The 13,684-nt window shown below is 76.4% G+C and carries 11 protein-coding genes; 5 read left to right on the forward strand and 6 right to left on the reverse strand.

Annotated features, from left to right (window positions below; genetic code table 11):
• Positions 1–152: 152 nt before the first annotated feature.
• On the forward strand, positions 153–2,354 hold the full coding sequence (locus tag ACGF0D_RS35685; RefSeq protein WP_392923450.1) for a DEAD/DEAH box helicase: 2,202 nt from the start codon (positions 153–155) through the stop codon (positions 2,352–2,354).
• Positions 2,355–2,429: 75 nt separating this feature from the next.
• Here ACGF0D_RS35685 and ACGF0D_RS35690 read toward each other — a convergent pair whose 3' ends face one another.
• Together ACGF0D_RS35690 and ACGF0D_RS35695 are read right to left on the reverse strand one after the other, a co-directional pair.
• The gene (locus tag ACGF0D_RS35690) at positions 2,430–3,086 is read right to left on the reverse strand and encodes a response regulator (RefSeq protein ID WP_392878167.1); all 657 of its coding nucleotides are present in this window, start codon (positions 3,084–3,086) and stop codon (positions 2,430–2,432) included.
• Positions 3,074–4,432 carry a sensor histidine kinase gene (locus ACGF0D_RS35695; protein ID WP_392923453.1) on the reverse strand — a complete coding sequence of 453 codons (1,359 nt, stop codon included), beginning with the start codon at positions 4,430–4,432 and terminating at the stop codon, positions 3,074–3,076. The genes ACGF0D_RS35690 and ACGF0D_RS35695 overlap by 13 nt, the downstream gene beginning before the upstream one ends.
• A 153-nt stretch (positions 4,433–4,585) precedes the next feature.
• Between ACGF0D_RS35695 and ACGF0D_RS35700 the strand changes: the two genes are divergently transcribed.
• Entirely contained in the window at positions 4,586–5,611 is a 1,026-nt protein-coding gene (locus ACGF0D_RS35700; RefSeq protein WP_392923456.1) for a hypothetical protein, read from the forward strand.
• Between the two features lie 157 nt (positions 5,612–5,768).
• Here the strand turns inward: ACGF0D_RS35700 and ACGF0D_RS35705 are convergent, their stop codons facing one another.
• From ACGF0D_RS35705 to ACGF0D_RS35715, 3 genes are read right to left on the reverse strand one after another with little or no spacing between them, the layout of a single operon-like run.
• Positions 5,769–6,521 carry an FAD:protein FMN transferase gene (locus ACGF0D_RS35705; protein ID WP_392923525.1) on the reverse strand — a complete coding sequence of 251 codons (753 nt, stop codon included), beginning with the start codon at positions 6,519–6,521 and terminating at the stop codon, positions 5,769–5,771.
• 31 nt (positions 6,522–6,552) lie between these two features.
• Positions 6,553–7,056, reverse strand: a complete 504-nt coding sequence (locus tag ACGF0D_RS35710; RefSeq protein WP_392923458.1) for an FMN-binding protein — start codon at positions 7,054–7,056, stop codon at positions 6,553–6,555.
• 40 nt (positions 7,057–7,096) lie between these two features.
• Positions 7,097–8,476, reverse strand: a complete 1,380-nt coding sequence (locus ACGF0D_RS35715; protein WP_392923460.1) for a ferric reductase-like transmembrane domain-containing protein — start codon at positions 8,474–8,476, stop codon at positions 7,097–7,099.
• 199 nt (positions 8,477–8,675) lie between these two features.
• Here ACGF0D_RS35715 and ACGF0D_RS35720 point away from each other — a divergent pair, with 199 nt between their 5' ends.
• From ACGF0D_RS35720 to uppS, 3 genes are all read left to right on the forward strand, one after another.
• The gene (locus ACGF0D_RS35720; RefSeq protein ID WP_392923462.1) at positions 8,676–9,437 is read left to right on the forward strand and encodes a response regulator transcription factor; all 762 of its coding nucleotides are present in this window, start codon (positions 8,676–8,678) and stop codon (positions 9,435–9,437) included.
• Positions 9,438–9,493: 56 nt separating this feature from the next.
• Positions 9,494–10,939, forward strand: coding sequence for a sensor histidine kinase (locus ACGF0D_RS35725; RefSeq protein ID WP_392923528.1), 1,446 nt, complete (start codon positions 9,494–9,496; stop codon positions 10,937–10,939).
• A gap of 129 nt (positions 10,940–11,068) precedes the next feature.
• Positions 11,069–12,898, forward strand: a complete 1,830-nt coding sequence (gene uppS / locus ACGF0D_RS35730) for a polyprenyl diphosphate synthase (protein WP_392923464.1) — start codon at positions 11,069–11,071, stop codon at positions 12,896–12,898.
• Here uppS and ACGF0D_RS35735 read toward each other — a convergent pair.
• A complete protein-coding gene (locus ACGF0D_RS35735) occupies positions 12,843–13,523 on the reverse strand; it encodes a hypothetical protein (protein ID WP_392923466.1) in 681 nt (226 codons plus the stop codon). The two genes, uppS and ACGF0D_RS35735, sit on opposite strands and share 56 nt — an antisense overlap.
• Positions 13,524–13,684: the final 161 nt, after the last annotated feature.

The raw sequence follows: 13,684 nt of genomic DNA on the forward strand, positions 1-13,684 counted from the left end.
GGCCTGAGCCGGCCGCTCGCCACCCCTGCCGCCCGTCCCGGCGGACCGCGGCGGGGGGGGGGGGGGCGGGGGGGGGGGGGGGCCCCCCCCCCCCCCCCCCCCCCCCCCCGGCGCGTTGCGGCCCCGGACGGCCGTCGGCGGCGGGTGGGAGCATGGTGCTCCTGGGTGCGTGGAATGGACGGAGCGGGCGGTTGGGGGAGCGGCGGCGGGTCGGGGTGGTGCTGGCCGACGCGGAGGGCCTGCGGGCGGCGGCCAGGGCGGTGGTGGCGGATCACCGGGAGGCCGTGGAGCAGGTGCGGCCGGCGTACGTCGCGATCCGGGACCGGTTGGTGGAGGAGGAGTTGGGGGCCATCCCGGTCGCGCGGCTGCGGGACGTGACCGAGGGGCGGCTGCGGGTCGGGGCGCTGGAGGCGGCCGGGCTGGGGACGGTGCGGCAGGTGCTGGAGGCCTCCGGCTACACCCTCCGGCTGATCCCCGGCGTCGGGGCGCAGACGGCGGCGCAGGCGCAGGCCGCGGCCGGGCAGCTCGCCCGGGCGGTCGAGCAGACGGTGGCGGTGCGGCTGGACGTCGAGCGGCAGGACCCGCTGAGCACCGCCTTGGTGGTCGCGCTCCAGCGGCTGGTGGCCGCCGGGCCGGAGGCGCGGCGGGCCCGGGAGACCGCGGAGCGGGTCCAGGCCGAGGTGGAGCCGCTGGTGGCGGCCGCGCGGCCGGCCCGGGGGGTGCTGCGCGGGCTGTTCGCCGGCCGGGAGCGGCGGGCGCAGGCGCGGGCGGCGGTCGACCTGCTGGAGAAGCTGCTGGTCGGGTACGGGGCGCAGGAGGTCCCGGTGCTGCTCGCCCAGGCCTCGGTCGACCTGCTGCGACCGCCGCTCGACCCGATCGAGGCGTGGACGGACTTCGAGCTCCGCTCGGCCGACTACTACGGCGTGCTCGGCGGGATCGTCGAGGAGGCCGGGGTCGAACTCGCCGCCGCCGAGGGGTTCCTGCCGGAGGAGCTGTCGGACCGGGTGCGGGCCGAGCCGCTGGACGACGCCCACTGCCGGGTCTCGCTGCGCGGCTACCAGGCGTTCGGGGCGCGGTTCGCGCTCGCCCAGCGACGGGTGATCATCGGGGACGAGATGGGACTCGGCAAGACGGTGCAGGCGATCGCCGTCCTGGCGCACCTGCGGGCCCGGGGGAGCACCCACTTCCTGGTGGTCTGCCCGGCCGGCGTCCTGGTCAACTGGATCCGGGAGGTCGAGTCCCGCAGCACCCTGCGGGCGTTGCGGGTGCACGGCCCGGAGCGGGAGGCGGCGCTCGCCGAGTGGCTGCGGGACGGCGGGGTCGCGGTGCTGACCTTCGACGGGCTGCGCCGCCTGGAGGCGGCGGAGGTCGCGGAGGCGGTCGCCGTCGGGATGGTCGTGGTGGACGAGGCGCACTTCGTCAAGAACCCCGCCGCGCAGCGCTCCCGGGCGGTGGCCGCCTGGGCGGAGCGGGTGGAGCGGGTGCTGTTCCTCACCGGGACGCCGATGGAGAACCGGGTGGAGGAGTTCCGCACCCTGGTGCGGTACCTGCGGCCGGAGCTGGTGCCGCTGGTCGAGCAGGGTCCGGCGGCCGCCGGACCGGCGGCCTTCCGCAGGGCGGTCGCCCCGGCGTACCTGCGCCGCAACCAGCAGGACGTGCTCACCGAGCTGCCCGAGGTGGTGCACGTGGACGAGTGGGAGGAGTTCTCGCCCGCCGACCTCGCCGCCTACCGGTCGGCCGTCGCGGCGGGCAACTTCCCGGCGATGCGCCGGGCCGGGTACGCGGACCCGGCGGAGTCGGCCAAGCTGAGGCGGCTGCGGGAGATCGTCCGGGAGGCGGCGGACAGCGGGCTGAAGGTGGTGGTCTTCTCGTACTTCCGGGACGTCCTGGCGGCCGTCCGAGCCGCCCTGGGGCAGCGGACGTTCGGGCCGATCGACGGCTCGCTGGGCGCGGTGCGGCGGCAGGAGACGGTGGACGGGTTCAGCGCCGCGCCCGGGCACGCGGTGCTGCTCTGCCAGATCCAGGCCGGCGGCGTGGGGCTGAACATCCAGGCGGCCTCGGTGGTGATCCTCTGCGAGCCGCAGGTCAAGCCGACGCTGGAGGACCAGGCGGTGGCGCGCTCACGCCGGATGGGGCAGGTCCGCCGGGTGCGGGTGCACCGGTTGCTGGCCGTGGACAGCGTCGACCAGCGGATGCTGGACCTGCTGCGGGCGAAGGGCCGGCTGTTCGACGACTACGCGCGGCGCAGCGAGGTGGCGGAGTCGACACCGGAGGCGGTGGACGTGTCGGAGTTGTCGCTGGCGGCGCTGATCGTCGAGGAGGAGCAGCTGCGGCTGGCGGCTACCCACGGATGACCGGCGGTTTCCCACGGACGAACGGCGGTTTCCCCGCGGATGACCGGCGGCGTCCCACGGACGAGCGGACGGCGGTCAGCCGTCCGCGAGCGCGCGCAGGTAGGTGAGGACGGCGCGCACCCGGCGGTGGCCGGTGTCGGGGGTGGGCATGCCGAGCTTGCCGAAGATGGCGCCGATGTGCTTGTTCACCGAGCTCTCGGCGAGGAAGAGGAGCCGGGCGATGGTCGGGTTGTTGTGGCCCTCGGCCATCAGGGCGAGCACCTCGCGCTCGCGCGGGGTGAGCGCGGCCAGCGGGTCGGGTCCTGGGCGGTGGGCCATCAGCTGGGAGATGACCTGCGGGTCCATCGCGGTGCCGCCCTCGGCGACGCGCCCCAGTGCCTGGAGGAACTCCTCGGCCCGGCCGACCCGGTCCTTGAGCAGGTAGCCGACTCCGGTGGCGCTCTCGGCGAGCAGCTCGGCGGCGTAGGCGCGTTCGACGTACTGGGAGAGGATCAGGACGGGCAGCTCGGGCAGTCGGCGGCGGGCCTCGACGGCGGCGCGCAGGCCCTCGTCGCGGAAGTCCGGTGGCAGCCGGACGTCGAGCACGGAGACGTCGGGGCGGTGGTCGAGCAGGGCGGGCAGCAGGTCGTCGCCGTGCTCCACGGTCGCGCACACCTCGTGCCCCTCGCTGCGCAGCAGCAGGACCAGGCCCTCGCGGAGCAGGGCGTTGTCCTCGGCGATCAGGATCCGCACGGGATCTCCACTTCCAGGATGGTCGGGCCCCCGGGCGGGCTGGACAGGCGGGTGGTGCCGTCGAACGCGGCGACCCTGCGGCGCAGGCCCGCCAGCCCGCTGCCGGCGCCCTCGACGGCGCCGCCCCGGCCGTCGTCCTCGACCCGGACGGCGATCGTGGCGGCGGTGATCCGCAGCCGGACCAGGGCGCTGCGGGCGCCGCTGTGCCGGGCGACGTTGGCGAGCGCCTCGGAGGCCACGAAGTAGGCCGCGGCCTCGGCGGCGGCCGGTGCGCGCGGCGGCGGGTCGGCGGAGAACGGGGAAGAAGGGGAAGGAGGGGAAGGAGGGCACGGCAGGGAGGACGGGGCGGGTGGCGAGGGCGGGGTGCCGGGGTGCTCCCCGGTGTCCAGCTCGACCCGGGTGGGCACGGCGCAGCGGTCGGCGAGCGACCGTACGGCCTCGGCCAGGCCCCGGTCGGCGAGCAGCGGCGGGTGGATGCCGCGCACCAGGGCGCGCAGCGACTCCAGGGCCTGCTCGGCGACGAGTTGGGTGGAGTCCACCAACGCGGCCGCCTGCTCGGGGCGTTGGTCGAGTGTGCGGCGGATCATGCCGAGCCGGAGCGAGACCGCCACCAGGTTGGCCTGGGCGCCGTCGTGCAAGTCCCGTTCGATCCGGCGCAGTTCGGCGGCGTGGGTGTCCAGCGCCTCGGACCGGCTGGTGGTCAGCTCCTGGACCCGCCGGGCCAGCGAGGTGCGGGGCCGGGCGACCAGCAGCCGGCGGGAGGTTTGGGCGTGCAGGTCGGCGGCCGGCGGCAGCACGGCCACGGCGACCGCGGCGTAGCCGACCCCGCCGACCGCCGCCAGGAGGGCCACCGGCCAGGAGTCGACGGTCAGCAGGATGACGGCGTCCCGCTCGCCCGGCAGGAGCCGCCACCACACCGGCGCCGTCAGCCAGTTGAACGCATGGCTGCACAGGGTGAGGGCGGCGCCCGACAGGACCGTCCCGGCGGTGGCGTGGGCGAGCAGCCACAGCAGGTCCCGGCGCACGGCCGGATCTCGTACGGACGCGCGGTCGCCGTACGGGGTGCGCGGCCGTTCGCCGCCCAGTCGGCGGCCGACCAGCCGCCGGTGGAACTCGGCGCAGTGGCGCAGCAGTCGCAGGGCCGGTGGGAGGAACGGCAGGCCGAGGCCGACCAGGCAGAGGGCGAGGAGGACGAGCAGCAGGCAGAGTCCGGCCAGGGCGGCCAGGCCGGTGCCGAGGCAGAGCAGGAGGTAGCCGGCGGCGGCGGGGAAACGGCGTACGGCGGACCGGGCGGTGGAGTGGACGGTCGACCGGACCGTGGACGCGTCAACCCTGGGCGCCCGCACGACTGTTCAGTGCCTCCGAGTCTCCGGGTCTCCGAGCCGACTTTCCGATCACCCTAACACCGGCCCCGGGACCGGCCGTCGGCCGCGGCCCTTCCCCCGGCGGCGAGGGCGCCTCCACAATGGGGCGGTCGATCACGGACGGAGGGGGCCGACGTGGAGTGGCTGCTGGGGATCGGTGGGGCCCTGCTGCTCGGGGTGCTGACCAACCTGGTGTACGACTTCGCCAAGTACGGCGGCTCGCGGCTCGGTTCCCGGGTACCGGCGCCGCGGGTGCGACGGGCGAGCCTGACGGCCGCGGCCCGGGCGCACGACGTGCGGGCGGATGGGCTGGCGCCGCTGATCACCTGGTCGGCGGCCCGGCCGCTGACTCCGGGCACGCTGGTGACGGCGCACCGCGGGCGGGTCGAGCGCCCGCACGTGCTGGACGCGGTCGGCTGGGCCGACGAGGTGGCGCGGCAGCGGGCGGCCGGAGCCGCGGGCCGGACGGCGTACGTCTCGCGGCTGACGGTCGATCACGGCGAGCACGGCGGTGCGCGGGTCTGCGAGGTGGACATCGCGGAGAGCGACTACGCGGAGTGCATGGCCACCACCCGGCTGGGCCGGGAGGAGCCGGAGGTGGCCCGGCTGCTGCACGAGGCGCTGGACGAGGGCCTGACGAGCTTCGTGGCCGTCGCGCCGCCCACGATGGTCAGCGCCTGCGTCGCGGTACGGGACCGGCTGGGCCGGCTGCTGCTGCTCCGCCGCTCGCTGGCGGTCAACACCTTCCCGGCGCAGTGGACGGTCGGAATCAACGAGACGATGAAGTACCGCGACGAGCCGGGCGCCGCCGAGGACTTCTACGGGCTGGTCCGGCGGGCGCTGGAGGAGGAACTGGGACTGCTGCCGGAGGACGTCGGGCCGACCGTGATCACCTGGCTGGGCTGGAGCGAGCCGGCCTCCTGCTACACCCTGGTGGCCACCGTCCGGTCCCGGCTCGAGGCGGCCGAGATCGACCGCCGCCGCGAGGCCTGCCACAGCACCTTCGAGCACGACATGGCCGTCTGGGTGCCGTTCACCCGCCGTACGGTCTCCGAGCTGGTCGAGGGCGGCACCTGCCCGGACGGCTCCCGGCGCTGGTCGTACCTCGCGCCGCTGGTGGCCTGGGAGGCCTGGCGGGCGGCGCAGCAGGAGCGGGCGTAGGCACGGAGCGGGCGTGGGCACGGGGAGATGGCACGGAGCGGGCGTGGGCACGGAACGGACGTGGACCGAACGCGGGGAACAGGCGTTCCCGAGAACGACCGTTCCGCCTGCGGAACGGTCGTTCCGCCATGACACGCGCCGTACGGACGGGCCCCGGTCAGCCGACGGCGGTCCGCCAGTCCGCCGGACCACTCGCCGGGAGGTGTCCGGGCAGGCCCGGGGTCCAGCGCTTGGTGCCGTCCGGCAGCACGGCCAGCGCCTCGACGCCGGGTCGGCGGGCGGCCCAGGCGAGGGCACGGTCCGGGCCCATGGCGAAGGCGGCGGTGGCCCAGGCGTCGGTGCGGGCGATGCCGGTGCCGGGGGCGCCGACCAGGGTGAGCGAGAGCAGGCCTTCGGCGGGGCGTCCGGTGTGCGGGTCGAGGATGTGGGCGCCGCGCTCGGCGGTGCCGGAGGTGGCCACGGCCAGGTCGTGGCCGGCCAGGACGGCGGCCAGCAAGCCCGGCTGCCGGGGGTCGGCGATGCCGATCCGCCACGGCCCGCCGGCGGTCTGCACGTCCCCGCCGCCGCTGACGCAGTACTGCCGGGCGCCGGAGGAGCGCAGCAGGGCGGCCGCCTGCTCGACCGCCCAGCCCTTGACCCAGCCGCTGGGGTCGAGCCGGCCTCCCGGCCGCCCGGTGAAGTACCCGTCGGTCTCGGCGGCCACCTCGCGGCAGGCGGCCAGGACGGCGCGGACCTCCGGATCGCAGTCCTCCGGAGTGAGTTCGCCCCGGTCGAGGCGGCTGATGTCGCTGTCCGGCCGGTACGTCGAGAACACCGCGTCGATCCGGTGCAGCCGCTCGGCGATCCGCTCCAGCACGGCCGGGGTGCCGGGGCCCGGGTCGCGCACGGCGATCGAGAAGACGGTGCCCATCACGGGCTCGGCGTGGCTCAGCACGGGCGCCTCAGCCCTTGGCCCGGTCGAGGGCGCTCTGCAGCGAGCGGACGTAGCCGTCGCTGGTGTAGGTGGCGCCGCTGACCACGTCGATCCGGGCGCTCTGGGCGGCTATCGCCTCCTGGTTGAGGATCGGCAGCGCGGAGCCGTTGATCTCCAGGTCGCGCCGTTCGGTGGTCGGGTACTTGACCACGTCGACGGCGGTGATCCGGCTGCCCGCCAGGGTGACCTGGACCTGCACCGGGCCGTACCGGGTGTTGACGGTGTTGCCGCTGACCTTCCGGGTGGCGCCCGATCCCGAGCCCGATCCCGACCCCGAGGCGGGTGCGGAGGCGGACGAGGAAGGTGAGGACGGTACCGGGGCGGTCGAGGGCTCCGAGACGTCGGACCCGGACCCGGCGGCGGACCCCGAGCCGATCACCGGGGCCGGCCCGGGGGCTTCGTGCGGTTTGAGGGACAGCAGCAGCACCACCCCGGCCGCGGTGGCGGCACCGGTGACGACGGCTCGGCGCATGGAATCAACGCTCCTAGGGTGTCGGGCGAGCCGAACGGGCTCAGAAGGAGAAGCTCTCGTGGTGGATGCGCCGCGGCCGCACCCCCGCCGCCCGCAGCGCGCGGACGGCCTCCTCGGTCAGGGCGTCCGGGCCGCACAGGTAGACCTCGTGCTCGGCGAGGTCCGGGACCAGCCGGGCCAGCGCGGCCCCGAGGTCGCCGACCCGCTCGCGCGGGCCGACCAGCTCGTGCACCGTCGCGCCGCGCCGCCGGGCGACGTCGGCCAGCTCCGCCCGGAACAGCACGTCCTGCGGCCGCCGGGCCCGCTGGACCAGCGTCAGCTCGCCCGGCAGGGTCTCGAACAGGGCGCGCAGCGGGGTGATCCCCACCCCGGCGCCGAGCAGCAGCACCCGGCGCTGCCGCAGCCGCCGCCCGGTGAACGCCCCGTACGGACCCTCGGCGCGCACCCTGGTCCCCGGGCGCAGAGCGGCGACCGCTGCGCTGTGCCCGCCGAGGTCCTTGACCGTGAAGCGCAGGAAGTGCGGGTGCGCCGGCGCGGACAGCGAGTACGGGTTGGCGGCCCAGCGCAGCCCGGGCGCCTGGAACTGGAGCCGGAAGAACTGGCCCGGCTCGGCGCGCAGTTCGTCCAGCCGCCGGCCGCTCAGGAACAGCGACACCACGCCGGGGCCCTCCGGCCGTACTTCGGCGACCGTCAGGCCGTGCCGCCGGTCGAGCAGCCACGGCCGCAGCAGCCGGAACCAGCCGACCAGCGCCGCCGTGCCGAAGTAGAGCGCGTACCAGGCGGCCTGGCCGGGGCCGCCGGCGAGGTCGGCGCCGGTGGCCAGTTGGTGGGAGAAGGCCAGCGCCACCGCGAGGTAGGTCGCCAGGTGCAGGTAGTACCAGGCCTCGTACGGGAGGCGGCGGCGCGCGATCCGGGCGGAGACCGCGCCGGTGCCGAGCAGCAGCAGGGTGCCCAGGGTCGCCTTGATCATCTCGGGGTAGTGGAAGACGAGCTCCACGCCCTCGCCGACCAGGCCGCGCCCGTCGGTCAGCGCGTAGCCCCAGACGACCGTCAGCACGTGCACCGAGACCAGGGCCGTCATCCCTCGCCCGCCGAAGGCGTGCCAGCGCGCCAGCCGGTCCGCACCGACCCCGCGCTCCACCGGCGGCAGTCGCGCCATCAGCAGGAGCAGCACGGGCGCGGCGTAGCCGGCCAGCAGCCCGGTGATCCGGCCCGCGCCGGTCAGCCAGCCGTCCGCGCCGACCACCGCCGGGGTGCCCTTCCACCACAGCGCGAGCACGCCGAGCCCGCCCGCGGCGATCAGACCGAGCGCGGCGCGCGGGTCGAGGGCGAACAGCGGACGCGGCGCCGCCCGGTGGCCCCGGCGGTCGGGGGCCGGCCGGGGCCCGGGCCGCGGCTTCGGCGCGGCGGCAATGGTCATCGGGAACCTCCTCAGCGCCCGGCGGCGGGTGCCGCCGAGGCCGACCACGATCGCACCGCAAGCTCTGAGTAGGCTCTGAACCGGGCCGCCCGCGGCGCCCGCCCGCGTGGGCATCTGAGCAGGTCAGAGCAGGCGCGAAGGCTGCCGGACCGATGCGGAGGTCTCACCGGTTTCTCATCGGGACCGGCCAGGATGAACCATGCGCAGCACCGACCCGAGGAGCCCTGTGGACCCGAGGAGCCCCGTGGACGAGACCGTCGACCGCCCCGACTGGCGGGTCCTGGTCGTCGACGACGAACCGGACCTGGTGGAGGTGGTCAGCGGCGCCGTCCGCTACGAGGGCTGGCAGGCGCGCGGCGCGACCACCGGCCTGGCCGCCGTCGAGGCCGCCGCCGCCTGGCGGCCGCACGCCGTGGTGCTCGACGTGATGCTGCCCGACCTCGACGGCCTGGAGGTGCTGCGCCGCATCCACGCCGAGCAGCCCGAGGTGCGGGTGCTCTTCCTCACCGCCCGGGACGCCGTCGAGGAGCGGATCGCCGGCATCGCGGCCGGCGGCGACGACTACGTGACCAAGCCGTTCAGTCTGGCCGAGGTGGTGGTCCGGCTGCGCGGCCTGCTGCGCCGGGCCGCCCCGCCCGCCGCGGCCGGGCAGCCGCCGCCGCACGCGCTGGTGCTCGGCGACCTCGTCCTGGACGACCGGGCCCGCGAGGTCACCCGGGGCGGGGAGACGGTCGAACTCAGCCCGACCGAGTACGCGCTGCTCGCCCACCTGATGCGCCATCCGCGGCAGGTGCTCAGCAAGGCGCAGATCCTGGACGCCGTCTGGTCGTACGACTTCGGCGGGCAGGCGCACATCGTCGAGCTGTACATCAGCTACCTGCGCAAGAAGGTGGACGCGGGCCGCAGTCCGATGATCCATACGGTGCGCGGCGCGGGGTACCTGATCAAGGCGGCGACGTGACGACCGTACGGGCCGGTGCCGAACCGGCCCGCGCCGTACGGCCGGCGTCCCGCACCCTGCGTTCCGCGCTGGCGCCCCGCACCCTGCGCGCCCGGCTGATCGCCGGCCTGCTGGTGCTGCTCGTCGCCACCTGCGCCGCCGTCGGCCTCGCCACCACCGCCGCGCTGCGCCACTTCCTGGTCGACCGCCTCGACCAGCAGCTCGCCGAGACCGGCGGCCGCTACGCCGCGAGCCTGGAGCACACCGGCCACGGCGCCGGCCCCGACACCCGGGCCCAGACCCCCGGCACCCTCGGCGTGCGGCTGCTGGACGGGCGGGTCACCGCCGCGGGCGTGGTCGACGGGGACGCCGACGACGTGGACGACCCCGGCGACGAGGACGACCGGGTCACCTTCACCCCCGACCGGCAGCACGCGCTGGCCGCCCTGCCCGTCAACGGCCCGGCCCGCACCCTCGACCTCGGCGGAGCCCTGGGCCACTACCGGGTCCGCGCGGTCGCCGGACGGGACGGCGACGTGCTGGTCAGCGGCCTGCCACTGCGCCCGGCCGAGGAGACCGTCGAGCGGCTGGCCACCCTGGAACTCACCGTCTTCGCGATCTCCGTCGCCGCCGCCGGCGCGGCCGGGGCCGCCTGGGTCGGCTTCTCGCTGCGCCCCCTGCGGCGGGTGGTCGGCATGGCCGAGCGGGTCAGCGCGCTGCCGCTCGCCCGCGGCGAGGTGCTGATCGCCGAACGCGTGCCCGACGACGACCCGCGCACCGAGGTCGGCCGGGTCGGCGCCGCCCTCAACCGGATGCTCGGGCACGTCGGCGACGCGCTGGCCCGCCGCCACGCGGTGGAGGAGCGGCTGCGCGGCTTCGCCGCCGACGCCAGCCACGAGCTGCGCACCCCGGTCGCGGCGGTCCGCGGCCACGCCGAGCTGGCCCTGCGCCACCCCGGGCCGGTGCCGGCGGAGGTGCGGCACTCGCTGGAGCGGATCGACGCCGAGGCGCTGCGGATGGGGGCGATCGTCGAGGACCTGCTGCTGCTCGCCCGGCTGGACGCCGGCCGCCCACTGGCCGAGGAGGAGGTGGACCTGACCCGGATCGCGCTCGACGCGGCGGCCGACGCCCGCGCCGCCGGGCCGGACCACCGCTGGCGGCTCGCCCTGCCCGAGGACCCGGTGCTGGTGTGCGGGGACGGGCACCGGCTGAGCCAGGTGGTGGCCAACCTGCTGGCCAACGCCCGGACCCACACCCCGCCCGGCAGCGAGGTCCGGCTGCGCATCGAACGGTCGGGTGGGCAGGTCGAGTTGAGCGTCACGGACGACGGTCCGGGGATCGCGCCTGAGCTGGCCGAGCGGGTCTTCGAGCGCTTCGTCCGGGGCGACCGGGCCCGCTCCCGCGCCACCGGTTCCACCGGGCTCGGGCTGGCGATCGTCCGGGCCGTGGTCCGGGCGCACGGCGGCACGGTGGAGGTGGCGAGCCGGCCGGGGCACACGGCGTTCACCGTACGGCTGCCGTGACGGCTGCCGCCGCGGGTGCCATCGCTGTCGCCGTCGCCGTGTACGACGGCGGTGACGCCACCGATCCGCCCCCGTCTCGTTGACCAGACGGCGCACGGTGTCGGCGGAGGCGGAGACGGGGGAGCGGGCATGGCGGGGAGCGGGTCGGCGGCGGTGGACCGGTCGCCGGAGCTGGCGGAGTCGTACCGGGTCTGCGAGCGGGAGGTGGCCGGCCACCTGGCCTCGCTGCGGGCGATCAGCGACGCGCTGCCGCCCGAGGTGCGGCCGTACTTCCACGCCCTCAACGCCTTCGCCTCTCGCGCCGACCGGATCGCCGACGACGCGCGGTCGCACCCTGACCACGGCGACGCCCGCGCCGACCGGGCAGCCGCCCAGGCCGCCGAGCGCCGGCGCCGGTTCGCCCGCTGGCGGGCCGACACCCTGGCCGAGCTGGCGGCCGACCACAGTGCGCACCCGCTGCGCCGGGCCTTCGTGGACACCGTGCGGCACTGGGAGCTGGACCGGGCGCTGGTCGAGGAGTTCCTGGACGCCACCGGGGCCGACGGTGCCCGCCCGCCCGCCTTCGAGACCCACCAGGACCAGCGCCGCCACCTGCGCGGCGTCGCGGGGACGATCACCGAGCTGTGGGCCCCGCTGCTGGGGGCGCGGGGCCCGCGGGCGACGGGTGCGCTGTCCGCGCTGGGGGAGGCCTGCCAGCTTGCGGACATCCTGGAGGACCTCCCGCTCGACCTCGCGGCCGGCCGCTGCTACCTGCCGCGGGAGGACCTGCGCCGGCTCGGCCTGGCCACCGCCGACCTCGGCCGGAGCGACCGCCGGAGCGACCGCAGCGGTGACCGCCTCAGCGACCGCCGGGACGACCGGAGAGACGACCACCGGGATGACCGCCGGGCCGCTCTGGACGAGCTGGTCGAGAGCCAACAGGCCCGGCTGCACCGCCTGTTGGAGCAGGCCCTGCCCGCCACCTGGCTCGTCGCCCCCGCCTGCCGCCCGTTCCTGCACACCGTGCTGCTCGGCGCCCAGCTCCAGTACGACGAAGTGACCCTGGTGGGCTCACGCGTCCTGACCGACGGCCTCACCCCGCTGAGCCCCGACGGCAGCACGCCCCGCCGCCGCACCCGGTCCGTGCCCGCCGAGGGCGCGCCCGCCCACGTCGCCGTGATCATGGACGGCAACCGCCGGTGGGCCGAGGCCCGGCGGCTGCCCGCCCGGTACGGCCACCAGGCCGGGCAGCGGGCCGCACTGCGCCTGGTCAACGCGGCGCTGCGGCTGGGCGTCCGCCACCTGAGCCTGTACGCGTTCTCCACCGAGAACTGGGACCGCCCGCCGGAGGAGCTGACCGCCCTGTTCGACTCGCTGGCCGACGGCCTCGCCCGCAGCGCGGAGGGCCTGCACGCGCTCGGCGTGCGGATCCGCTGGTGCGGCCGGCGGGACCGGGTGGACGAGTCGCTGGCCTCCTCGATCGCGCTGGTGGAGAGCCTGACGTCCAACAACGGCACGCTGACCCTGACGGTCTGCGTGGACTACGGCGGACGCGAGGAACTGGCCGCCGCGGCACGGGGCCTGGCCGCCGAGGCGGTGGCCGGCGGGATCCGTCCGGAGGAGATCGGCCCGGCCGACCTCGCCCGGCACCTGTACCTCCCGGACCTCCCGGACGTCGACCTGCTGATCCGCACCTCCGGGGAGCAGCGGATCAGCAACTTCCTGCCCTGGCACCTCGCCTACGCCGAGCTGCTGTTCGACCCCACGCCGTGGCCCGACTACGGCCTCGCCCGGCTGCGCGAGGCCGTCCGCGCCTATGCGGCCCGCGAGCGCCGCTTCGGTGGCGGCGTGCCCGCCCAGTCCCGGAAACCCGCGAAACCCCGGAAAGCCCAGGAGCCCGCGGAGCCCCGCGGCGACCGGCCCGCTACGGCTGCTGCTCCTTCACGGCCGGGGGAGGGGTGTACACCCCCTGCGCCGTGACGTATGCCAGCACCGTGTCCACGGTGACCGGGTGCGCGCCGAAGTTCGCGGTGTACGCGTCCACCGCCTCCTGGGTGGGGCGCAGCGGGACCCCGCTGAGCCGGACCTGCATCGGATACCCGGCCGGCACCGGCTGGGCCGTCAGCTTGCCCTCCGCCAGGCCGCAGCGGAAGGCCGAGCGGTGCCCCATCTCCGCGCCGCCGACCTCGCACCGGCCGGAGCCCAGACCGTCCTGGATCGCGCCGGCCAGGTTGACCACCCGGTAGTCGCCCTTGGAGGTGCGGACGGAGACCCCGCCGTCCAGCGCCCCGTCGCCGCGCGCCCTGGGCGGGTTCGCGAGGGACGGGTCGCCCTGGGCCGCGCGGATCGGCAGGTGGACGGCCGGGCCCCGTTCGTCCAGCACCATGCGCGCCGGGGCGACGACGTCCACCATCGCGTGGAAGCGGTCCAGTTGGGCCTGTGCCTCGGCTGTCCAGCGGACCTCCACCCAGCCGTCGGTGAGCGTGCCCAGTTTCCCGGCGCGGTCAGTGCCGTCGTCAACGGCACCGGCCGCCGTCCCGGTGAGCCAGCCCAGTAGCGGGCCGGCCAGTGCCGCGCCCAGCATCGAGCGCCGCGTCGTGCTCATCGTCCCGATCCGTCCTTCCCGGGCCGCCCGGTACGGACCCTGGGACGGATCATCCGTCCACCGACCGTCCCGGAGCGCGGCGCGGAGGGTGAAACCACCCGTGTGGGGGGAGCGGGGAGCGGTCCCGGGTGGTTCGCCCGGTAGCGGGAGCCCCCCGGGAC

It is taken from the genome of Kitasatospora sp. NPDC048298 (assembly GCF_043201465.1).
Classification (GTDB): Bacteria; Actinomycetota; Actinomycetes; order Streptomycetales; family Streptomycetaceae; genus Kitasatospora.